The organism is Altericista sp. CCNU0014 (assembly GCF_044923475.1).
Lineage (GTDB): Bacteria > Cyanobacteriota > Cyanobacteriia > Thermosynechococcales > Thermosynechococcaceae > JAAURS01.
Genome location: NZ_CP137338.1, coordinates 5,312,272 through 5,333,208 on the forward strand (window position 1 = coordinate 5,312,272; position 20,937 = coordinate 5,333,208).

Genomic DNA, 20,937 nt, shown 5'->3' on the forward strand with positions numbered 1-20,937 from the left:
GGACGTTAGGGAGAGGGAGAACCGATTAACGGGTTAGATCTGGGGGGAGATGGGGAGATGTTAGGCCCCTACGGACGCAAGCTGAGGAGCTGTATCTGGTTCGGGGACGAAGCGTTGGTCCTCTGCGGGCAAGAGCGCGAGAGACGGATCTGCCGCACCGAGGCGGAAAAACTTCACCATTTCTAGCAGGGTGCGCGCGAGATCTCCCATTGCTTCGACCTGTTCGCGGGTGACGCTGGCTTTCGCTTCGGTCTCTTGGGCGACGGTGGCGATCGCACTGGTGGCGGTGAGGGTGTTGCGCACGACCTGCACGATGTCTTGGCTGGACGCGCTCACCTGCTGGCCCACCTGGGCCACTTGAGTGGTTACTTGCTGAATGTTCTCAAAAGCTTGGCGAGATTGACCTACGCCGCTCGTGAAGTCCTGCACCAGATTGCTAATCTCGGATACGTCTTGACCGAGACCGGAGGTGACGGTTTGAATTTGGTCGGTGCGCTGCTGGAGTGCGACCAAGCTGCGGTTGGTTTCGGTCGCCAGGTCGTTGACCTGACGGGCGATGGTTTCAAACTCGTTGGCAAGGCTGGCAAACTGGTCGGGGTTTTGTTCCTTGAGGGCGCGCGAAGACAGCGTGGAAGCGTTTAGAGCCAAAACGCGGGTTAAGGAGGCCACTCGCTTTTGGTCCTTGGAGAACTGGGAAGCCAAGTCCACAAAGTCCGTCAGGAGCTGGGTGCGCTTCACGATTTGGTCGGTCCCCTGCTGGAGGGTGGCAATACCGCTCACCATCTGACCCATTTCCTGCTGTCCGGCCACGACCGCTGCTTGGGCCAACCGTACGGCTTCCTCAGTGGCGATCGCCTGGTGCTGCGAGTCTTCCGTGAGGGCGTTCACCCGATCCATGAGAGACTGCACTTTTTCCACCGAACCCGTTTGGTACTGGGCCTGCTGTGCGGTTTCGGCGGCGAGCTGTTCGAGTTCGCCCGCGCTGTAGGTCACCTGCTGCGCCGTCGAAACCGTCACCGACACGATGCGGTTGAGGGTTTCCACGAGGCGGTTGAGGGTATCGGAAACCAGACCGGTCGCGCGCTCGTTCACGTCGGCCTGAATCGTGAGGTCGCCTTCTTCTAGGGCCAGCATCACGTCCAGAATATGGGCGATATCCGCGTTTAACAGCTCGCTTTCCTCGCGAATTTGCTCGGATTGGGCGGCGCGCTGCGCTACTTCGCCTTCAAGCTGTTGGTTGAGCTGCTGGAGGTTTGCTTGAGAGGCAACCAGCGAGGCTTGGGCGGCGCGGCGATCGCGAATGTAGCCCCGCACCGCCAACAGTACCACAGACCAACTCAGCAATAGCACCAGCGAACTCAAAGCCGCAAAGGCGATCGACCAGGCTAGGTTCTGGCGGTAGGACTGGAGCTGGGTTTCAACGTTGCGCTTCACCGTGTCGAGGGTGCCATTGATACCGGAGCTATAAATTGCCTTCTGCTGTTCGTACTCAGAACCGAGGAGCAGCGCGAGCGCTGCTTGAGACTTGCCCTTGCGGTTGAGTTCGAAGGCTTTGGTTTCCATGTCCACCAGCTTTTTATTGGCCGCATCGGTCTGCTCGGGTTTAGCCTGCTCGGATACGGGGATATCTTGGAGCACCGCTTTGATGGACGCATCGAGCTGGGGCACGTATTGGTTGTAGCGATCTTCCCACTTGGTGCTGCCCGTACTGGCAGCCATCCGCGCCGACATCGTTAAAACCTCGTCTAGATGAACGATCTGACCGCTCAGATTCTGAAGCTTGAACTGACGGTCGACGGTCGTTTGCAGCCCTTGGTAAATCCGCCATACATTCCAGGCAGAGGTGCCCGTCATGGCCACGCTAAACAGGAGCGAAACCGTAATGGTTCCCACCAAGCGCTGCTGTAGGACAGACTGCACCCGTGCGATTAACGAACCGGAGGGAGCGCCCTTCAGCTCAGATCCTGCTGGCTCGCGGGTTGACTGCGGTTTTGAAAAGTCTTCAGAGGTCATCATATTTCTCTAAACAACGAACGAACTTCGACGCAAACAAAAGACGGGCTAAACCTCAACCGCTCCCACGAGAGCGGGTTGGGGATCGAACGCGGGTTCGGGGTCGAATAGCTCTGGGGCAGAGTCTGGAAGGATATCAGCCGCTGCAGCACCCGCAACCGATTCCGGCAACTTGAAGACCCGCACGTTTTGGATGAGCGTTTCCGATAGGCCGCTCATTTGGTCGGAAATCTGCTGCGCGTCTTGAGACTGTTGGGCGATCTGACGAGACAGGACGGTAATGGCGTCCATTGCTTTAGCCGTTGAGTCTGCGGCTTCTACGATGCTTTGACTGGTTAGGGCAACCGCATCTCCGGCCTGTACCGCGTTGCCCGTAACCGTCTGAACGGTTTGGAACACCTCGCGGGTTTGTTTTACCCCGCTGGTAAAGCTGTACACCAGCCCGCCCAGGCGCTGCACTTCTGTATCCACATCCGACACGACCCGGTGAATTTGGACGCTGCGCTGCTCTAGGTTAGCAAGGCCCTCATTGGTCTGTTGGGCCAGTTGGCTGACCTGACCTGCAATGAGTTCGAACTCGCGCGCGACGGCAGCAAACTGCTTGGGGTCGCGCTGTTCGGCAGCGCGGGCGGCGACGAGAGAGGCATTGAGGGCGAGGACTTGGGTTTGGGTGGCAATTTCCCCTTGATCTTGCACGAACTGGTCGGCCAAGCCCACAAATTCCCCTAGGGTTTTCATCTGCTGGACGATCCGATCGCTCCCCAACTGCAACACTTCGATTTCTTGGGTCAAGGATCCGACGGCACCTTGTCCGTTGGCAACAGCCGTTTGAAGCATCAGCAGCGCCTGGTTCGTTTCGGCAAGCTGAGCGGCAGCGCTGTTGGCAGACAATCGCACCCTTTCGGTCAGGGAAAGAACTTGGGTGACAGACTGCGCTTGCTCGCCAGTGCTTTCAGCAACGGTCGATGCAATGATTTTTTGGCGATCGCTACTCGCATAAACCCGCCCGGCGGTGGTAGAAACCTGACTGACAATTCGACCCAGTTCTTCCACCAGACGGTTGAGCGTATCTCCCATCAGACCCGTCGCGCGCTCGCTCACGTCAGCCTGAACCGTCAAGTCTCCTTCCTCGATCGAGCACACGATATCTAACAGGTGGCCGATGTCATTCTGAAGCTCTTCGCTTTCAGAGCGCACCATCATCTCTTGCATCTCGCGGGTCGTCGCTTCAACCTTTAGCTCTGCGTTGAGCAGTTGTAAGGCCTCTTGAGACTTTTGAATGGCTTGCTGTGCCCGTTGGCGATCGCGAATGTAATCCCGCACTCCCGAGAGCACCAAAATCCAACTGCCCAACAGAATCGGCAAGGTAACACCCGCAAACACCATTGATGCAAACAGCCGCTGCTGGTAACTTTGCAACTGCTGTTGAATGGATTGCTCGATGCGATCCAACACCTTTTGGTTCCCAGCCGCGTAGATTTGCTTTTGGCTGCTGTATTCAGGTCCCAGCAAAAGCTGAAGGGCTGCTTTCGGTTGGCGTTGGCGCACCAATTCAAACGCTTTTGTTTCCAGATCGACGAGCTTTTTATTGGCATCGTCCGTCTTGCTGGCCTCAATGCGGATGTCCTCGGCCACGTTTGCCAGCGTATCTTTAATCGCTGCATCCAACTGGGGCACGTAGGCGTTGTAGCGCTCTTCCCATTTCAGGTCGCCCGTACTCGCCGCCATCCGAGCGGACATGGTCAACACTTCATCTAAATGCACCACCTTACCGCTCAGTTTCTCAAGCTGAAACTGCCGATCGACCGTAGAACGGAAACTTTTATAGATATTCCAAGTATTCCAAGTCGAAACCCCCGTGAGCGTCAGGCTGCCCGCAATGGTAACGGCGATGCTGCCAATCAAGTTAGAACGCACAAACCGCTGCACTCGCTTTAGGGGTGCAGCGCCTGTCAATGCTTCCGCATTTAAGTCCAAGTTCAGTAGGTCGATCTCATCTGAAATCTTGATGGCTTTGGGGGTTGTAAATTTCATAAACGCTACTCGGGAAGTAATTTCGTGGAAGATATCGCCAGATACCGCAAGCGCTCGGGCTAGACCGCAGTAAAGACGGATTCGCTAAAGGCTGTTGTTTGGAATCCAGGACAGCGGTTGCCATAGTTCCGGGTCGATCGTTTCTGGGCGCAAGAGCACCGTGGATTCCTTAGAGGATGGCTGGGGTGAAAATAAAGCGATGGGAAGTTCTGCACGGGTCTGACTGCCCAAGGTGCGATCGACGATTAAGCCGACGTGTGCCAGCACTCCGGCTGCATCGCTCAGCTTGATCGCCATGTTGTTTTCTTTGAGGGAAACGGATTCTGCCTGCAGAAGGCGAAGGGCAGAAAGCAGCGGCAGCACTCGTCCGCCTTGGTGGGTAATGCCGACCAGCAGGGGACTGTAAAAGGGTAGGGGCAGAATCTGCGATCGCTCGACCCGAAAAATTTCTGCAATCCATTCCGCTGGAATGACGAGGGTAGCGGACTGCACCTGGGTCAGAATAAACCGATCGCTCAGGGCAGATTTCGAGACAACCGCAGCACTTTGGGCCGGGATGGAAGCATGGGTAGAGGCGATCGCAGTCATGGTATTTTTTGATTTGTCCTTGTTTTTGGCCTTAAACAACTGCGGTAATGCGTTCTAGAACTTCCGCAACAGAGTCGCGGGAGACGGGCTTGGGCAGGTAATCGTTGGCTCCCGCACGCTTCACGCCGTAGTTAATTTCCAAGGGCGTTTTTTTGCTGGAGCAAAATACCACGTATTGGCTGGCCGTTTTGGGATTGAGGCGCATGGCGCGCAGAAACTTGTAGCCGTCTTGTTCCGGCATTACGACGTCTAAAAACACCAAGTCATACTTGCCTTCTTCGATCGTGCTCAGCGCATCTGTCGGACTGCTGCACTGATCTACGGCATGACCGAGGGATTCTAGCACCGAGGCCAGAGCGTGGCGATCGACCGAACTGTCATCAATAATGAGAAAACGCATTTCTGTCTCCTTGAAAAGTAAGTTGCGATGAATGAAACTTTATGCGGCCACCGGACCAGACGACGCCGCCAAACGCTGCAGGAGATCCTGAAGCTGCGCCTGAAACTCGCCGATATCTCCGAGGGAAAGGGGCTTGGTTAAAAAGTCGCACCCGCTCCACTGGGCTCGCCACTTATTGGACAGCTTTTGCTCCCCCGTCAGAATGACGAGAGGAATAGAAGCAATTTCGGGCTGCTGGCGGATCTGTTTCGCCAGTTCAAACCCCGAAATACCGGGCATGTTGATATCGATAAAAATAGTGGCGGGCTTCACCTGCGAGATCGTAGAAAGCGCTGCCACGGCATTTTGGCATGCCACCACGGGGTAGCCCAGGGCCGTCACCCAATGCTGAAACTGCTTCAGCACCAAGGGGGAATCGTCAATAATCATGATGACCGAGGGCGATGACTTCTGAGGAACGCTCAGCTCGATTAAACCCGTTTTGACCAGTCGGGCAAACATAGTGGCAACTTCTAAACTATCTTTGCCAAGACCGATGGCGACGTGGTTGATCGATTTGCCAGACTGCACTAGTACCTGAATGCGTTGTTTTTGCACTGCCGATAGAGGGGCTTGCGCAAAGGCTTCCCCATTCAGTTTGGGAATTAGATTTAAGGATGGAACTTGCTGTTTGATCTGCTGCCACAGGACCTGCCGCTGAAGCGCGCCGCGAATGAGAACTTGAGCGTCGGCCCTCAGCAGTTGGTGACTCTTAGACGCCATCGAAACTTCAGGGACAAAAGTTGCGTTGCCAGACCCCATCAGCAAATAGGTATCTAGATCGCTCAGAATTTTAAGGCGCGAAGCTGCTTTGAGCTGAGATTCATCGGCAATTCCCAACTGTCCCAGTTGCTTTAGGAGTTCGGCAGGCGCAATGGCATTGTCTTGCACTTTTTTTTGTAGCAGCGTAAAGCTGCTTTTTGCGGGCTCCTGTCGGGCTTGGGGAACGTAGCGCTGCACCAACCGCAGCAATACGGCAGAACTCCAAGGGGTACTACCAGAATGAACGATTTGCCCGTCAGATACACCCAAATACCAGTTAAATGCCGTTTCGCGCGCCGATAGCCGGTCGAATTGATGCTTCCAATATCCGCTCGCATTGACGGAGATATTCTCAAGCAACTTTTGGGAAAGTTCTTGACCTTGAAATGAAAACTGACGGGTTTCGTACATTACTGTCATGTTTCAACCACCAAGACGCATGGGTCGGTTAAATGACCTCTGTAGGTAGGTTGCCCTCCTGGGAGAGTCGGTGTTACAATTGCGCAGTATTTTTTTTTGGGTGTAGAAATTTAATCCCCCGATCGCCTCGTTCTGGCAGTCGTTGCGGGGGCGATCGCAGCAGCAGGGAGAAATCCTATCCCGCTCGAACCTGTAAGCTAGAGAAGCAACCTTCATTCGTTCTGTTTGTGCGGAACTTGCTTCGACCATGACCGAACCTCTGACTCCTCCAGCGGATGACGCTGTCAATGCCGAAACTCTCTTTTTAATGCTGCGGCGCAAGCAGGGAAGCTGGGTCGAGTGGGGCCAAGCCTGCCAGCAGCTTCAAAAGGCGGGCTATTCTCCCCAAGCTATTTTTGAAGAGACGGGTTTCGAGCCTATCCAGCAAAATCAGGTCATCGTGGCCGCTCAGGTCTACAAAGGGTTGGAACAGGCCAATACCGATCCTGCGACGCTAGAGCACTTCGGCCATCGCGGCAGCGATATTTTGTACGAACTGCGGGTGTTTACCCAGCCAGAACGACCGGCGATCGCCACCTTTGCCTTCCAGCACAAATTTGACTCCGATGAAGCCCACGACCTCGTGCGCACCCTAAAGGACTTTGCCCGAGTCAAGAAGCCGCCGGAAGCCTTCACCAACCACCCCGGCGATGCAGTAGCCCATCAAAGCTGGGTGCAAGCCAAGCAAAAATCGGACCTCCAAGAGCGATCGCGCCTGATTGCCAAGGGACTCAAGTTTGCCCACAGCGACAGCGCGCGCAAAGAAATCGAAAAGTTATTGACGGACTTCAGCGTCACCAAAGCGCAGCCACACCCCCGCCTGCCGCTCTCTCGCCCGGACTCCGAACTAGACTTGCCGCGCATTCTACCCCTGTTGGGCAAACTTCCCCTACCTGCAGACGCGCTCAGAGCTGTCCCGTCGATCGAAGAAGAAGGCCCGTTCCACGCGGTCAAGTTTGCGGGGGAAGGCGCGTGGGTTCCGTTACCGGGTTGGCAGGTCATCGCCAGCGCGGAAGATGCCGTAGCCGTGCTGAGCGACGGAGATCGCCTTCCGATCCCGCCCGACCAGGCATCTGAAGAGGTTTTGGTCGTCATCGACCGGGCGCAGCGCGACTGGGACGATCGCAGCTATTTTGCGGTTGACGCGGGCGGCGAACTCGACATTCAGTGGTTTGCCGAAGCGCCTACCGAAAAGATTCTAGGAAGAGTGGTGGTGGTCGTACGGCCCAAGCGCATCTTCGACGAAGAAGCGACGAAGGAGCTTTGGGTGCTGGACGAGTAAGCGCGCGAGGTTTCCAGGCTAAAATAACGATCGCGATCGCGTTGGGGATCGACCTCCTGCCATCGCCCATCGTCTATTTTTCAACCTATGAACTCTGCTCCTCCCGCTGCCTCAGGTTTAGCCTCTCGTCTCGTCAACGGCATTTTGGCGATCGCCCCCGTGGCCGACCTCCTCAAGCATCAAGCTCGCGCCATGATGGTCAAACGCGCCGAATCCATCGGCGTGCAGTGGACGCAGGAGGCAGAAACCCTTCGAGCGCGGGGAGATGCAACCTGGCAAGCGGCCTTAGCGCAAATTCAAAACCCCGACCTGACCTATCCCGACTATTATTTACAGCCTTTTCACGCCTACAAAACGGGTAACTTAAGCTGGCAAGCCGCCACGGAAGTAGAAGTGGCCGCCTATGCCGCCCACGCGCGCATCTGGTCGGATGCGGGTTCGAAAGCAGGGGATGCCCGCCTCAGAGAGAGTTTCCACGTCCTTCTCAAACAGCAGATCCCCACCGATCCCCAAACCATTTTAGACTTGGGCTGCAGTGTCGGCATGAGCACCTTTGCCCTTCAAGATACCTATCCCAACGCTCGCGCGACCGGATTGGATCTGTCGCCCTACTTTTTGGCGATCGCCCAATACCGCGCCCAACAGACCCAACGCGCTGTCGAATGGGTGCACAGCGCCGCAGAAGCCACCCCCTTTGCCGATAGCAGCTTCGATCTGGTTTCGACTTGCCTGATGTGCCACGAACTCCCGCAAGAGGCCACTCAAGCCATCTTTAAAGAAGCGCGCCGCCTTTTGAAACCGGGCGGTCATCTGGCCATCATGGACATGAATCCAAACTCCGAAGTGTTTGCCAAACTGCCGCCCTACGTCTTCACCCTGCTCAAAAGCACGGAACCCTATCTAGACGAATACTTTACGCTCGATATGGAGCAGTCCATGGCGAACGCCGGATTTAGCAAACCCTTTGCGGCCCAAAACAGCCCTCGCCATCGCACCTTCATTGCGATCGCTCGACCCTAATCATTCAAATCATTCATGGGTCGAACGCATCCCAGATCGCGCAAGGGCAAGTTGTGCTAAAACGTTCTGAATGCAACCCATGCAGGATGCAAACCGAACTCGACCTATACCAATCGACTGATTTATTTAAGTCGCAGTTTCACGAAGATCTGAGTGCTTTTGTTGCAGCTCAGTCACAGAATTCAGTAAACCTTGACAAATCTATGCAAAGTCAAATCGTTTATTTGCCAAAACGCAACTAGGCTAGAAAGTGCTTGAAATCAAACTTCGTAGAATATCTCAGCGCTTGAGGACGAGCCATCTCCCCTTAAAGTTTCATAATCTATCGCCACAAAGTATCGCAATCACACCGACCTTGCCGGAGAAGTGCTACATTCATGACTTCTCTCAGCCTATGGTTCGTTCGCTCTAGATTCCTCATTGATTAAATCTGCACCCCTTTGGGGCGGTTTAAATCTAGAGCCGTTAAATCTCCTTAAATTTTGCTTGCAACTCGATTTTAGAGCCATGGCTTGGAACGAATTCACGCGTGTTCCAGTCTTACACGCATAACCTGTGCTCAAAAATCAAGTCTATTTTTTGAATGAATGTTTAAAAAAGTCTAAAGAAAGGTACAATGACGTTGTGATGATTGGAGAATCCTGTGTTTTTACGACTTGCCGATCAACATCGCCAATTTGTTCAAGATCTCGTCATGAGCCTTCAGGCTCTCTCTAAGGTCCTCGAACACAATGGCTATCCTGCCTCTTGCTACACCTGCGGCATGCAGATGAATGGCGCATCGTTCATGGTCAGTTTGGGCGACAACCACCTGATCCGCTTCCTAGTTTCCGATTACGGCATTACTTGGACCGAGATGCGCGACGATCGCGAACTGATGAAGCTTGAGGGGGCTGAAGCCATCAATCAACTTCAAGAACTGGCGAACCTTGTCAAATATTTACCAAACCGCCTACCCGCTCGATCTGAAACCCTTCAGGCCGTCTAGGACCGAGCAGAGCGCGAGACTGAGATGCGAGCTGGAATCGTCCTGACGTCAAAAGTCTCAGCACTGCAGATCGGGCCTTCAACTGCGTTCCTTCGAGCGGCACCACATGACTCTCAGGCGCCACATGCTTTTAGTTAAGGCCAAAGCGGCGCTGCACTCAAGTTAATTTTTCTCGCCTCAAGGCTGAAGGGTTTGCCTGCTCTATGTCTACTTCTGTCGAACTTTGGCAGCATCAGTTTGTTCGGACGAATCGCATCAATTTACATTACGTGACGCAGGGATCGGGAGAGTTAGTCCTCCTGTTACACGGTTTTCCAGAATTCTGGTACTCTTGGCGCTTTCAAATTCCGGCGCTGGCTCGTCAGTTTAAGGTGGTCGTGCCCGACTTGAGAGGCTACAACGATTCTGACAAACCCCAGACGGGTTATGACTTGGATACGCTGGCCCAGGACATTTTAGGACTCATTCATAACCTCGGTTTCTCGAAGGCTCACATCGTGGGTCACGGCTGGGGTGGCATGATTGGTTGGAACCTAGCGCAGAAGTTCCCCGAATCGCTTCACAGCCTATCGTTGCTCAGCGCTCCCCATCCCGGCTCGCTCAGCCAGACTTTATTTAGCAACTTGGACCGACTCCGGCGTCACTGGCATTTTTTGGCGTTTCAGGTACCTGGCGTGCCAGAGTGGATGCTCCAGCAAAATCTAAGTCAATTTTTGCAAGACTGGTTTCAGCGTCAGGCCATTCGCAAAGCCGCTTTCTCCGGCGAAACGCTGCGCATTTATCAGTCGGCGCTTTCCAAAACGGGGGCGCTATCGTCTGCCCTCAGCTACTACCGCAACTGGCTCTCGCCTCAAACTTGGCTGGCTCGCCTCTCCGATCCCCTGCGTCCCATCCAAGTCCCCACGTTGGTGCTCTGGGGCAAAGAGGATGTTATCCTGAGTCCGTCGCTGACGGAAGGGTTCGAGCGCTTCATTGCTAAGCCTTTTCGCCTCAAGCTCATCCCGGAATGCGGCCACTGGATCCAGCAAGAAGTGCCGCAACTGGTCAACATAGAACTGCTCTCGTTCTTGAAAGATCGCCAAGACATCTGAAGGATCGCTGGCGATCGCACCAACCTCTAAACTTTTTCGCAAATTGAAAGGTCCAAGACACTTACCAACAGACAAATGCGTCAATTTGAGCTAGATCCGGAGTTCTCCTCTAGAATGAGCTTAGTATTTCTTAATAGTTGATTCTGTCGGAGAGGAAAATTCCATGTCTGGATTGCGGGATGCACTAGAACCGATCGCCGCTTGGTTTTCAAGCCTGGGCGTACCAGAGCCCATCGTTCATTGGGGGCATCCGGCCATGATGGGAATCGTCATTTTTGTCATGGGTTCGTTTGCGGGCATCACGGGTTGGCAAGGCCGCACGCTGGTCGCAAAAGATCCAGAAGCGGCAGCAGCAAAGCGCGGCGAGCACGCCAAAATTGCACCCCTCATGTTTTTATTTATTGCCCTGGGTTATACAGGCGGCGTCCTTTCCCTCGTCATGCAGGACAAACCGATCTTTGAGAGCCCGCACTTTTGGACTGGATCGATCGTTCTCGCGCTCCTCTTGACGAACGCACTGCTAGCAGCAACGAAGTTTGGCGGACAAAGTATTTTGCGATCGGCCCATGCTTACATTGGCAGTGCAGTTTTGGGTTTGTTTGTCGTGCACGCCTTTTTAGGACTGAACTTGGGGTTGTCGATTTAAGCCTGTACGGGATCCAGAAGCAAGAGCGGTTTCTCCGCTCCCAGCCATCAACTCGAGCCTCTGGTCGATCGTGCTGTAGCCGTGCCTGGGGGGATCGCGGAACTTGAAACGTTAAGATGGACAGAATGCGCGATATTCTGCTCCATCTGCACGGCGATCGCCTCTATATCGGTTGCTTGCCGCCTTCAGTCGTTTATGTGAGCTGCCATGCCATCCGTCTCTGTGGTTATCCCTGCCTACAACGCAGAACAATACATTGTAGAGACTATCGAGTCCCTCCAGAACCAAACATTTAGCGACTTTGAAATCATCGTTTCCGACGATGCCTCTACAGATCGAACCGTCCCAATCGTTCGGGAGATTGGCGATCCGAGACTTACAGTCATCTCGGCAGAAAATGGGGGCGTTTCCGCTGCCCGCAATAGGGGGATAGCCGTCGCTCGGGGAGAGTTTATTGCCTTTCTCGATGCCGACGATCTTTGGGATCCCGACAAACTTCGACTTCAGGTTGAAGCGCTCAGAGAAAATCCCAAAGCAGGACTGTCTTACGGCTGGTTTTATCAATGGAACTACGCCGTGCATAAAGCAGCGGAGACTAAGCTGCTCATGTGTCCTAGCGCAACAGGCCCAGAAGCCTACCGTGAAATCGTTGAGGAGAACGTCGTGGGCAGCGGCTCTAATATTTTCGTGCGGCGCGCGGCCTTAGACTCCGTTGGCGGTTTTGACGAAACCCTAACTCACGGGGAAGATTGGGAGTTTTGCTTTCGCGTTGCCCTAGCGTGGGAAGTGGCCCTCATTCCTCAGCCCCTGGTTTACTATCGCCAGCACAGCACGTCAAACTGTTCTAGCTTGGATCTGGTCAAAGCATCTACCCTGAGAACCATGGATAAAATTTTTAACTCGGCACCTGCAGAGTTAAGATACTTAAAAACCAAAACCCATTCAAACTTGTATCTCTACCTGGCCAATCTCTACCTGGCTCGAACCGACACAAATGAAGGAATCCGCCACGCGCGCAAGAATTGGATGAAATCAATCTGGACTTGGCCTTCTAATCTACTGCGCAAAAGATCGGTTACGCTATCCTTAAAAATATTGCTATTTTCTGTCTTTCCAAGTCGCTTCTTTAATATATTTCTCCAAAAATTTCGAACCGTTGAAAGCGATCGACCGACCGTTTCCTAAGCCTTTAATCTCAGAAAATTCAAATCTATTATTTCGTAGAAATTCTTCTAGTCCGCAAAGGTAAAACTGCTGTGAATTTTCAAGATGTCATTGTGCAACTTCATCAATTTTGGGGCGATCGCGGTTGTTTGATCGCTCAGCCCTACGACACCGAAAAAGGCGCGGGCACGAAAAGCCCGCACACCTTCTTGAGAGCCATCGGTCCCGAACCCTGGTCTGTTGCCTATGTCGAACCCTGCCGCAGACCCGCTGACGGTCGCTATGGCGAAAACCCCAATCGCGGGCAGCACTATTACCAATATCAAGTCCTGATCAAACCGTCTCCCGATAATATTCAAGACGTCTATCTAGACTCCTTGAGAGCTTTAGGGATTCAGCCCGAAGACCACGATATTCGCTTCGTAGAAGACAACTGGGAAGATGCTGCCGTAGGAGCTTGGGGCGTAGGCTGGGAAGTATGGCTAGACGGGATGGAAGTCACCCAATTCACCTACTTTCAGCAGTGCGGCGGTCTGGATTGCCGTCCCGTTTCTGTAGAGATCACCTACGGTCTAGAACGGCTGACCATGTACTTGCAAAACGTCAATTCCATCTTCGACATTCAGTGGAACAATTCATTGACCTATGGGGACGTGCATCTTCAAAGCGAAATCGAAAATTCTACGTTTAATTTTGAAGCGTCTAACCCAGAAACATTGTTTGCACTCTTTCAACTCTACGAGCAGGAAGCAGAACGCTTGATGGCGCGATCGCTCGTTCTACCAGCCTTCGACCAAATCCTGAAATGCTCCCACACTTTCAACTTGCTAGACGCACGAGGCGTCATTTCAGTGACCGAGCGGACCCGCTACATTACCCGCATTCGCAATTTAGCGCGACAGGTTGCGCAGCTTTACCTACAGCAACGGGAATCCATGGGGTTTCCGCTCCTCAAAAAGGAGATGGCAAGTGCGGCACTGGCGTAATTAAATTTAGTTATTCATGGGGCGCAAAGTCTTGCGCCCTATAAATGACGGGGATCTCGATGTACTAACGTTGCCCCGGATTGATCCGTGGGCAGCACTAACACTTCGCTCACATTTACGTGAGGCGGACGGGTGGCGCAAAATAGAATCACTTCTGCCACATCCTGGGCTGTCAAAGGCACCATGTCAGCGTAGACCGTCTTGGCCCGCTCCGTGTCGCCACGGAACCGAACTTGGCTAAATTCCGTTTCTACCAGTCCCGGATCCACAGACGAAACCCGAACGGGGGTGCCCAGCAAATCTTGCTTCAGCCCTTCAGAAATGGCCCGCACTGCTGCTTTGGTGGCACAGTAAACGTTACCTTTGGGATAAGTCTCATGTCCGGCAATGGAACCCAGGTTGATGATATGCCCGCGCCCGCGCGCCACCATTCCTGGGGCGATCGCCCTAGTCACGTACAGCAGCCCCTTCACGTTGGTATCGATCATCTCTTCCCAGTCTTGGATGTTGCCTTCGTAGAGTTTATCTAAACCGCGACTGAGACCTGCGTTGTTGATGAGAATGTCGATCGCTTGCCATTCCGCAGGCAAGCTGTTTAGAGCCGCGTTGACTGAGGCAAGATCGCGCACGTCGAAGGTTAACAAAAAAACTTCAGTCTCGAACTGTTGTTCTAACTGCGTTTTGAGCGCGTCGAGGCGGGGCGATCGCCGCGCGGTCAAAATCAACCGCGCTCCTACTTCAGCAAAAGCGAAGGCGCAAGCCTCACCAATCCCGCTACTGGCTCCGGTAATCAAGACAGTACGATCTTTGATAATTTGCATCTGTTAGAGCGTGTCTTATGAGTCTTGCAAACTTAATTGTAGAGGCTGATATTCCTCACTTGAAAAAGGATGAAAATCGCTCGGCCATTTCGCTGTAATACTGCAAAGTAAACGCAGTTGAATTGGTGCTGGCGCTAAATTAACTCGCTCAACATGAACATTCACAAGTTTAGAATCTTGCTTTAGGAGTTTGTGGATGTCCGTTGCAAGATATCGAGGGCAGTATCCAATCAAATATTCGTCATCCGTCCGCAAAGCCAACGCCAAAGAGTCATAGGAATTCTGTACATCATGCATGATGTACAGTGGCTTGCAAGCCTTCAGAGTATTAACTCGTTCAATAGCTGCTTGCTGGCGATGACGTAAACCATGCAGAAAGAAGTGAATGTGATAAAGACCATTCCGATCTGGCTCAGGACAAGGAAATACTTCAAATTGATCGGTTGCCTTTTTTCCCCCACTGCGAGACAAAATAGTGATTGGATCATCTTCATGATGTGGGATATTTAACCAATCAATGTAATCGGTATAGTCTGGCCGTGAAGGGCGCATGACACGGTTGGCAAATAACGGAAATAAAACTTCCGATTTATATACCCTTCCAAAATCAGGAAATGAATACAGAGGCTGAAATGCACTTTGTTGTTCAGCGTGTAAAGCCCCTTGAGTATAGACAAAAGAAAACATGTTTGACTCAAACGTCAAACGACCAATTGGAAACCAAGAACGGCTATTCGGATCTTGCCAAGCTAAAAATAAAGTCTTCATTGCAACTGACTCTTAAACTCTAACAAGCGATTTTGGTTGATTTGTAGAATTTGTTGGGCAAACTCAATCGCCGTAGGCGACATACGCTCACCTGGAACCCTCTGAAAAAGTGCTAGCGTCCTATCAACACTGATTTCAGAGAGCTTATCAACCCAAACATTGGCGGCATTAGGACAGAGTTTTGCGGCATGACAGAATGCATCATATATTTTGAGCGGCTTTGCGTCTCTAGCTTCACTATACAAACAAGATGTGCCTTTTTCCACGTAAGCCTGAACAGAGTATCCCTTGTCTTTCGTTTTAAGTCTATTCTGTCGTTCTTGATCTTGGAGAGTTCGACCAAGACTGGAGGCATGATCATAAGTGGGCGCTAAATAGGTGTGTCCCTCTAGACGGATGACTCCCCAGTTCTCATGATGTCTATCAGTATTCCCAATCCAGGCATCCAAAAGTAAATATCCAATAAAGACTTCTACTGCATCTGTAATGCCATCAGGGGGAGTCCAATTTCGAGGTAAACCAAGCGAAGAACCATTAAGGGTCTCAACAACTTGAGCAACTGTATGTTGTGAAGGTGAATCTTCGTCCTGTGGATAATCTGAGACGACTTGAGATAAAAGTTCGTTTCCTAGAAATAAGCTGCCATTATCGGGGATAAACGAAGGTGAGATGATTCCACGTTCATCATTAAAAGTTGCAAGCTCATAGTTGGCGTGTGGCAGATTCAGCAGTTCGCACAGCTCAGAGACAATTTTCTCTGACCAGTCTTCGCCAGTGTTGGGACGAATTTTTTTAAAGAGGCATAGACCCAGTTCTGGATCATGAAACCAAAATTTTACTTTTGTGCCTAAATCCTCAGTCTCTGTTGAAGCATCTAGTGGGACTTTAATAACTCGAAAAAATTGAGTCACAGTTTAAAAAATGAGCGTAATTGCATACTTCTGAGGGGCACAAAATCTAGTTGTGCCCCTTCCTTACCTTACTTATAAGCAGCAATTCCGCGTTCTACTAGTGCCTTAACCTTATCGACATCATGCCAGCCCCGAATCTCCACCTTTTTCTTTTGGAGATTCTTGTAGGTCAAGAAGAACTCGGAAATTTCGTCTAGCCGATGTTGGGCGATATTGCTCAGAGACGTGACGTGGACAAAGCGGGGATCCTGGTCGGGCACGCACAGAATTTTTTCATCCCCTTCGCCGCCGTCGATCATTTCCAGATAGCCAATGGGCCGCGCCGCGATCACGCATCCCGGAAACGTGGGTTCGTCCATAATGACCATCCCATCTAGGGGGTCGCCATCGTCGCCGAGGGTATTGGGGATAAACCCGTAATCGTAGGGATACATCACCGACGAGTACAAAACGCGATCCAGGGCAAAGGCGTTCATGTCCTTATCGAACTCGTACTTATTTTTACTGCCCGCTGCAATTTCAATCAGAACGTTGATCAATCCAGGCTTTGGCTGGGCGGGAATGCGCGATAAATCCACTAGGGCAACTCTCCAAAGAATAAACAATATTACAGTAAGACAAATGCTCGAACGATCTAAGTCGAGCGACCTGAATTGAACTGGAAAACTTAAAATGTTCAATCCCGCCATTCAGTGCGGTAGCATGCATTCAATGCATCAGGACACAAAAGCCCCGGACGCAAGAATTAGCATTGTTTAATTTGTCGTCAGAGAATAATCTTCTCCTGACAAAATCAGCAATGCTCCCCTAGCATTTTAGAAGAATTGGGACACCGTCTAGGATGGGTTTGAACGATTTTCGTCGCGATCGCAAACAATTTAACCGCCTGAGCTATCGGCTGAGAACAGTCCTCCTGGGACTTTCGGCTCTAGTGATTGCGATCAGCGTCGTGTTAGCGATCGTTATTTTTAGCTACGTTCTCGACATCGCCACCCATCCCGTCAAAGCCAAAGTGCTCGTGGATCGGTGGGCGACGATCTTTTTAGATACGCCAGCCAACCCTTCCGCCGCCGCTTCGCCCTTTGACGGACCGGCCCGCTGGTTTGCCGTCATCACGTTGATCGTGCTGGCCTATTTATTAATCCGCATCCCTTTGCTCATGCTGCAAATGGGCACGCAGCTCATGATGTCCTGCCAAGAAGACAACCGCCAATTGCGCAATTTTGTCCGTCAGGTATTGCAGGATATCAAAGCAGGCGAGGATGAAGCGCTGCCACCGCCGCCGCCAAGCGAATAAACCGCTCCTTTAGGGAGAAGCGGCTGGCGGCTGGTTAGGGGTACCCGCCTGGGGTGGAGCTGCCTGGGGCGAGATCGCTGGCGTCCCGATGGAGGGTTGAGTTTGCAATTCTTTGGGCGGCGCGGGCACCTTGGGGGCGGGGATAAAGAAGACTGCCGCCGCTGCAACCGCAACGCTAGCCGCGCCCAGCGCGATGGGAGCAGACTGCTCCAAGACCAGTTGAGGAGACATTACATCTCGACGCGATCGCGGGCTAATCGGCACTTGAAGTTCTGGCAAGGTTTGGCGATCGGCTGCGAGCTGATCCACGGCCTCCATGAGATCGAACAACTGGACGGTAGAAAGGTGCAGCTCGACGGGGGTCTTGGACAAGCCATCGTCAACGCCAGCATCCGGTCCGCCCTTGGCCAGCAAAGCATCTGAAACCGTTAAATTGAAACCGCCGTCGCTTGCAGGCAGAATTTGCACCTGGGCGTCGGCCCCCTTGGGCGCTGACTTCACACCGCTAATCCAAGCCTGCACGCAATCATTGGTAGCAGCAACCAATCCTTCGAGCAAATCTCGCCCGCCGATGAGCGTCTCTTTCTCGCGGGCAAAGTAGCACTCAAATCGAGTGAGGACAGAGAGTTCGGGACGGCTTCCGGCAGCAGAACCGTCCGGTGCATTGCTCAATCCCTCTAGGATGAAGACGCAGTTAGGCAAACTATATTGACGCTGAATAGGCATGGCTGGGCTTAAGCTACTTCCCCATCAAATAAACTAGACCAAAGACGCTGCATTCCTGCGGTGCCGGTACAGAACAAAACCTGGCTCAGCAGGCTTAGCGCTAGGGCGTTGAGGCTCTCGCCGGACTTATAGGGCGCGATCGCCGTTCGATTTGAATTCATCCGGCTAAAAAAGTGTCCCCGAAACCGCTCTAGATATTGCGCCATTCTAAAATGATGTTCCGCACTCAAGTTTTGAGCCTTGAGCTGTTCGTCGGCCAGCAAGAGCTGGCGAATGGTGCCGGTTTGGCGGCGCGCTAGGTAGCAGGCAAGTACCACGAGCGCCTTCCCTTCCATGAGGCTTAACGGCTGCCGCTGACTAAACCGTCGCAGCGGATTGGTATTGCGGAGCTGCCAAAGGTGGACTCGATTTTTGATGACGGGCTGGAGCTGAAGTTCCTGAAGCCCCATCATTATATTCTCGGTCGCGTTGAGGTCGATCGCCTCCAGTGCCAGCAACATCCAGTCCAACTGAATTCGCGTCCGGCGCGGACAAACCTGCCCCGGCACGTCTGGGTCTACCAACCCCGCGAAGGCGTAGGAATTGACTGGTGCCGGAGTGCCCTGTATTTCTGTTTTATCAGTATCCATCAAGCTTATAGACTGTAATCCCATATCGGACGCGTTCGGTTCAAGTCATGGCTGACGACGAAAACGTCACCGCAAAGGCTAAAGGTTTGACCTCAAGGTTTAACCCCATTCACCCACTTAGTGTACGATTTCTGACGTGACTTCTTATCATGCAACCCTAAAGTCTTTTGGCTCATCAGCCCGATCTTCCCAACATTGGGACTTTTCAAGCCCGGCGCTCAAAATTTTAGCGCTGGGCCAAAAGACATCTGCGCCAGAATGATGGCGGCCTAGCGGTTAATCGTACAGACTCATCCAGACCGTCCCATACACCTGCACTATTTGCACTATTCTATGATGGACCTCAAAACCCTCATTCGCGACATTCCCGATTTTCCCAAACAAGGAATTCTGTTTCGCGACATTACCCCGCTCCTGCAAAATCCTGCAGGATTTGGCTTTGCAATCGATCGGTTGACCAGCCTCTATCGGGACGAGTCCATCGACTACGTAGCGGGCATCGAATCGCGGGGGTTTATTTTTGGAACGCCGCTGGCCCATCGCCTGTCTGCGGGATTCGTCCCGATTCGCAAACCCGGCAAGCTACCTGCCGCCACCCATTCAGTCCAATACGCGCTGGAATACGGGACAGATTGCCTGGAGATTCATCGAGATGCTTTCCCAGCGGGCAGTCGCGTTTTACTCATCGACGATCTCCTCGCAACCGGGGGAACCGCCGCCGCCGCAACGCGGCTTGTCGAAGCCACCGGATCGGTTCTGGTGGGCATTGCATTTGCGATCGAATTAACGGCCTTGGCAGGACGCGAAAAGCTTCCCGATGTCCCCATTCACGCGCTCGTTCAGTATTAGAGTCTCGCTTTGCCCAACACCCCATTGCGGGAAGGGGTTTATATGACATCTCCAGCACCCATCCAAACGCCATCCAAACAGCGATCATTCAACCAAGCCTTCAGGGTTCTGAAGGCTGTCCTTGGCAGCGAACTGGTCGTCTACAGCGCTCGACGCTTCGGACAAGCACTGATTACGCTGTTGTTGGCTTCTGCACTCTGCTTTGCAGTGATTCAGCTTTCGCCTTCTAACTACTTAGATGCCCTGAAGCTGGATCCTAAAATTTCTCAAGAACGGATTAAGGAACTGAGCCAGCTTTTTGGGCTAGACCGTCCTCCCATCGAGCAATATTTTCGCTGGCTGTGGCAGGTTGTCAGGTACCTCAACTTTGGCGATAGCTTTATTTCCCAACGCCCCGTAGCAGACTTGCTGTGGGAACGCGTTCCCAATACCCTCCTGTTGGCGATCGCCTCTATCCTCGTCACTTGGAGCGTTGCCATTCCCCTCGGCATTGTGGGAGCGGTCAATCAAAATCGCTGGATAGATCGACTCTTGCAGGTATTGAGCTACATCGGACAAGGGATACCAAGCTTTATCACGGCCTTGGTGCTGTTATTTTTCGCCCAAAGCACCCCATTTTTTCCGGTGGGGGGCATGACCAGCATCGACCACAATGACTTGTCTTGGTTGGGGCAGCAGCTAGACATTGGCTGGCACATGATTCTACCTACCCTCGCCCTCAGCATCAGCAGTTTTGCAGGGCTTCAGCGGATTGCCCGAGGCAACCTCCTCGACGTCCTGCGGCAGAACTACATCCAAACCGCTCGTGCCAAGGGTCTACCGGAAAATCGCGTCATTTACGTCCACGCCCTCCGAAATGCGATCAATCCTCTGATCACGCTTTTAGGCTTTGAATTTGCGAGCTTACTCGGTGGGGCGTTTATTGCAGAATACTTTTTTAACTGGCCGGGGTTGGGACGTTTGACCCTGCAAGCGGTTCAAGCCATCGACCTCTACCTCATCATGGGGTCGCTCATAATGGGAGCCGCAATGCTGATTTTAGGCAACTTTTTAGCCGATATTTTGCTGAAAGCGGTAGATCCTCGCATACAGTTGGACGATCGCCGATAACCTGAGGGGGACTTATGCTGTCACAGTTTTACTACGTCGTGCGATCGCAGATGAGCGGCGAATACCTCGTCGCCCATCCCTCGGAGGATTCTGCGGACGGATTTCTGCTGCTCTTTTCAGCAGATTACGAAGCCCTCAGCTATATCAATACCCACGGCAGCGGTGCGGGGTGCGCCGTAGAAATGATGCCTTCCACAGCTTTACCCGCAACTCTAAAGCGATGGCAATTGCAAGGGCTGGGAATCGTTCAAGACCCGCTGATCCCGAGAGTTCAGTTTTTACGCCTTGAAGGCAATCCGGGCTAGCAGCTAGATATTGTGCCCTTCGACTCCGCTTAGGGCGAAATATCTAGCG

Annotated in this window: 22 protein-coding genes; 11 read left to right on the plus strand and 11 right to left on the minus strand. The window is 52.7% G+C overall.

The genetic code is table 11. From position 1 onward, the window contains the following. Window positions 1-60 precede the first annotated feature (60 nt). The 5 genes from R6H26_RS25360 to R6H26_RS25380 all read right to left on the minus strand — a co-directional run bounded on the left by R6H26_RS25360 (window position 61) and on the right by R6H26_RS25380 (window position 6,256). Complete coding sequence (locus tag R6H26_RS25360; protein ID WP_404786547.1) at window positions 61-2,016, minus strand: methyl-accepting chemotaxis protein; 1,956 nt, start codon at window positions 2,014-2,016, stop codon at window positions 61-63. Between the two features lie 45 nt (window positions 2,017-2,061). Beyond that, window positions 2,062-4,047, minus strand: coding sequence for a methyl-accepting chemotaxis protein (locus R6H26_RS25365; RefSeq protein WP_404786549.1), 1,986 nt, complete (start codon window positions 4,045-4,047; stop codon window positions 2,062-2,064). A gap of 84 nt (window positions 4,048-4,131) precedes the next feature. Next, window positions 4,132-4,635 (minus strand): chemotaxis protein CheW, encoded by a 504-nt coding sequence (locus tag R6H26_RS25370; RefSeq protein WP_404786551.1) that lies wholly within the window; start codon window positions 4,633-4,635, stop codon window positions 4,132-4,134. A 31-nt stretch (window positions 4,636-4,666) separates the two neighbouring features. Continuing rightward, window positions 4,667-5,035, minus strand: coding sequence for a PleD family two-component system response regulator (locus R6H26_RS25375; RefSeq protein WP_404786552.1), 369 nt, complete (start codon window positions 5,033-5,035; stop codon window positions 4,667-4,669). A 39-nt stretch (window positions 5,036-5,074) separates the two neighbouring features. After that, window positions 5,075-6,256, minus strand: coding sequence for a response regulator (locus tag R6H26_RS25380; RefSeq protein ID WP_404786553.1), 1,182 nt, complete (start codon window positions 6,254-6,256; stop codon window positions 5,075-5,077). A 247-nt stretch (window positions 6,257-6,503) separates the two neighbouring features. On the opposite strand from R6H26_RS25380, the gene R6H26_RS25385 reads away from it, so the two are divergent. The 7 genes from R6H26_RS25385 (at window position 6,504) to glyQ (ending at window position 13,472) form a co-directional block, all read left to right on the plus strand. Further along, the gene (locus R6H26_RS25385) at window positions 6,504-7,577 is read left to right on the plus strand and encodes a RuBisCO accumulation factor 1 (protein WP_404786555.1); all 1,074 of its coding nucleotides are present in this window, start codon (window positions 6,504-6,506) and stop codon (window positions 7,575-7,577) included. 87 nt (window positions 7,578-7,664) lie between these two features. Next, window positions 7,665-8,597 carry a class I SAM-dependent methyltransferase gene (locus R6H26_RS25390; protein ID WP_404786557.1) on the plus strand — a complete coding sequence of 311 codons (933 nt, stop codon included), beginning with the start codon at window positions 7,665-7,667 and terminating at the stop codon, window positions 8,595-8,597. Window positions 8,598-9,240: 643 nt separating this feature from the next. Beyond that, window positions 9,241-9,585 carry a DUF1815 family protein gene (locus R6H26_RS25395; RefSeq protein ID WP_404786559.1) on the plus strand — a complete coding sequence of 115 codons (345 nt, stop codon included), beginning with the start codon at window positions 9,241-9,243 and terminating at the stop codon, window positions 9,583-9,585. Window positions 9,586-9,788: 203 nt separating this feature from the next. Next, a complete protein-coding gene (locus R6H26_RS25400) occupies window positions 9,789-10,676 on the plus strand; it encodes an alpha/beta fold hydrolase (RefSeq protein WP_404786560.1) in 888 nt (295 codons plus the stop codon). Window positions 10,677-10,839: 163 nt separating this feature from the next. Continuing rightward, entirely contained in the window at window positions 10,840-11,322 is a 483-nt protein-coding gene (locus tag R6H26_RS25405) for a DUF4079 domain-containing protein (protein ID WP_404786561.1), read from the plus strand. Window positions 11,323-11,529: 207 nt separating this feature from the next. Beyond that, a complete protein-coding gene (locus R6H26_RS25410; RefSeq protein ID WP_404786563.1) occupies window positions 11,530-12,507 on the plus strand; it encodes a glycosyltransferase family 2 protein in 978 nt (325 codons plus the stop codon). Window positions 12,508-12,578: 71 nt separating this feature from the next. Then, window positions 12,579-13,472: a glycine--tRNA ligase subunit alpha gene (gene glyQ / locus R6H26_RS25415; RefSeq protein WP_404786564.1), complete on the plus strand. Its 894-nt coding sequence runs from the start codon at window positions 12,579-12,581 to the stop codon at window positions 13,470-13,472. Window positions 13,473-13,510: 38 nt separating this feature from the next. Here glyQ and R6H26_RS25420 read toward each other — a convergent pair whose 3' ends face one another. The 4 genes from R6H26_RS25420 to R6H26_RS25435 form a co-directional block, all read right to left on the minus strand. Continuing rightward, window positions 13,511-14,293: an SDR family oxidoreductase gene (locus R6H26_RS25420; protein ID WP_404786566.1), complete on the minus strand. Its 783-nt coding sequence runs from the start codon at window positions 14,291-14,293 to the stop codon at window positions 13,511-13,513. A 15-nt stretch (window positions 14,294-14,308) separates the two neighbouring features. Then, complete coding sequence (locus tag R6H26_RS25425) at window positions 14,309-15,061, minus strand: HIRAN domain-containing protein (protein ID WP_404786568.1); 753 nt, start codon at window positions 15,059-15,061, stop codon at window positions 14,309-14,311. After that, the gene (locus tag R6H26_RS25430; RefSeq protein ID WP_404786570.1) at window positions 15,058-15,972 is read right to left on the minus strand and encodes a HipA-like protein; all 915 of its coding nucleotides are present in this window, start codon (window positions 15,970-15,972) and stop codon (window positions 15,058-15,060) included. The genes R6H26_RS25425 and R6H26_RS25430 overlap by 4 nt, the downstream gene beginning before the upstream one ends. A 68-nt stretch (window positions 15,973-16,040) precedes the next feature. Next, window positions 16,041-16,550 (minus strand): inorganic diphosphatase, encoded by a 510-nt coding sequence (locus tag R6H26_RS25435; RefSeq protein ID WP_404786571.1) that lies wholly within the window; start codon window positions 16,548-16,550, stop codon window positions 16,041-16,043. A 263-nt stretch (window positions 16,551-16,813) separates the two neighbouring features. Here R6H26_RS25435 and R6H26_RS25440 point away from each other — a divergent pair, with 263 nt between their 5' ends. Beyond that, complete coding sequence (locus R6H26_RS25440; RefSeq protein WP_404786573.1) at window positions 16,814-17,269, plus strand: hypothetical protein; 456 nt, start codon at window positions 16,814-16,816, stop codon at window positions 17,267-17,269. A gap of 9 nt (window positions 17,270-17,278) precedes the next feature. On the opposite strand, the gene R6H26_RS25445 is transcribed toward R6H26_RS25440, so the two are convergent. Further along, a complete protein-coding gene (locus R6H26_RS25445) occupies window positions 17,279-17,995 on the minus strand; it encodes a DUF4335 domain-containing protein (RefSeq protein ID WP_404786575.1) in 717 nt (238 codons plus the stop codon). An 8-nt stretch (window positions 17,996-18,003) separates the two neighbouring features. Further along, on the minus strand, window positions 18,004-18,624 hold the full coding sequence (locus R6H26_RS25450) for a DUF3038 domain-containing protein (protein WP_404786576.1): 621 nt from the start codon (window positions 18,622-18,624) through the stop codon (window positions 18,004-18,006). Window positions 18,625-18,960: 336 nt separating this feature from the next. Between R6H26_RS25450 and R6H26_RS25455 the strand changes: the two genes are divergently transcribed. From R6H26_RS25455 to R6H26_RS25465, 3 genes are read left to right on the plus strand one after another with little or no spacing between them, the layout of a single operon-like run. Further along, window positions 18,961-19,473 (plus strand): adenine phosphoribosyltransferase, encoded by a 513-nt coding sequence (locus R6H26_RS25455; RefSeq protein ID WP_404791448.1) that lies wholly within the window; start codon window positions 18,961-18,963, stop codon window positions 19,471-19,473. 42 nt (window positions 19,474-19,515) lie between these two features. After that, window positions 19,516-20,583: an ABC transporter permease gene (locus tag R6H26_RS25460; protein WP_404786578.1), complete on the plus strand. Its 1,068-nt coding sequence runs from the start codon at window positions 19,516-19,518 to the stop codon at window positions 20,581-20,583. Between the two features lie 14 nt (window positions 20,584-20,597). Then, window positions 20,598-20,888: a hypothetical protein gene (locus R6H26_RS25465; protein WP_404786580.1), complete on the plus strand. Its 291-nt coding sequence runs from the start codon at window positions 20,598-20,600 to the stop codon at window positions 20,886-20,888. The last annotated feature ends 49 nt before the right edge of the window (window positions 20,889-20,937 follow it).

Excerpts from the sequence above, each read along its gene's own strand:
- R6H26_RS25360 (WP_404786547.1), bottom strand. The coding sequence starts at position 2,016 with ATGATGACCTCTGAAGACTTTTCAAAACCGCAGTCAACCCGCGAGCCA.
- R6H26_RS25365 (WP_404786549.1), bottom strand. The coding sequence starts at position 4,047 with ATGAAATTTACAACCCCCAAAGCCATCAAGATTTCAGATGAGATCGAC.
- R6H26_RS25370 (WP_404786551.1), bottom strand. The coding sequence starts at position 4,635 with ATGACTGCGATCGCCTCTACCCATGCTTCCATCCCGGCCCAAAGTGCT.
- R6H26_RS25375 (WP_404786552.1), bottom strand. The coding sequence starts at position 5,035 with ATGCGTTTTCTCATTATTGATGACAGTTCGGTCGATCGCCACGCTCTG.
- R6H26_RS25380 (WP_404786553.1), bottom strand. The coding sequence starts at position 6,256 with ATGACAGTAATGTACGAAACCCGTCAGTTTTCATTTCAAGGTCAAGAA.
- R6H26_RS25385 (WP_404786555.1), top strand. The coding sequence starts at position 6,504 with ATGACCGAACCTCTGACTCCTCCAGCGGATGACGCTGTCAATGCCGAA.
- R6H26_RS25390 (WP_404786557.1), top strand. The coding sequence starts at position 7,665 with ATGAACTCTGCTCCTCCCGCTGCCTCAGGTTTAGCCTCTCGTCTCGTC.
- R6H26_RS25400 (WP_404786560.1), top strand. The coding sequence starts at position 9,789 with ATGTCTACTTCTGTCGAACTTTGGCAGCATCAGTTTGTTCGGACGAAT.
- R6H26_RS25405 (WP_404786561.1), top strand. The coding sequence starts at position 10,840 with ATGTCTGGATTGCGGGATGCACTAGAACCGATCGCCGCTTGGTTTTCA.
- R6H26_RS25410 (WP_404786563.1), top strand. The coding sequence starts at position 11,530 with ATGCCATCCGTCTCTGTGGTTATCCCTGCCTACAACGCAGAACAATAC.
- R6H26_RS25420 (WP_404786566.1), bottom strand. The coding sequence starts at position 14,293 with ATGCAAATTATCAAAGATCGTACTGTCTTGATTACCGGAGCCAGTAGC.
- R6H26_RS25425 (WP_404786568.1), bottom strand. The coding sequence starts at position 15,061 with ATGAAGACTTTATTTTTAGCTTGGCAAGATCCGAATAGCCGTTCTTGG.
- R6H26_RS25440 (WP_404786573.1), top strand. The coding sequence starts at position 16,814 with ATGGGTTTGAACGATTTTCGTCGCGATCGCAAACAATTTAACCGCCTG.
- R6H26_RS25445 (WP_404786575.1), bottom strand. The coding sequence starts at position 17,995 with ATGCCTATTCAGCGTCAATATAGTTTGCCTAACTGCGTCTTCATCCTA.
- R6H26_RS25450 (WP_404786576.1), bottom strand. The coding sequence starts at position 18,624 with ATGGATACTGATAAAACAGAAATACAGGGCACTCCGGCACCAGTCAAT.
- R6H26_RS25455 (WP_404791448.1), top strand. The coding sequence starts at position 18,961 with ATGGACCTCAAAACCCTCATTCGCGACATTCCCGATTTTCCCAAACAA.
- R6H26_RS25460 (WP_404786578.1), top strand. The coding sequence starts at position 19,516 with ATGACATCTCCAGCACCCATCCAAACGCCATCCAAACAGCGATCATTC.
- R6H26_RS25465 (WP_404786580.1), top strand. The coding sequence starts at position 20,598 with ATGCTGTCACAGTTTTACTACGTCGTGCGATCGCAGATGAGCGGCGAA.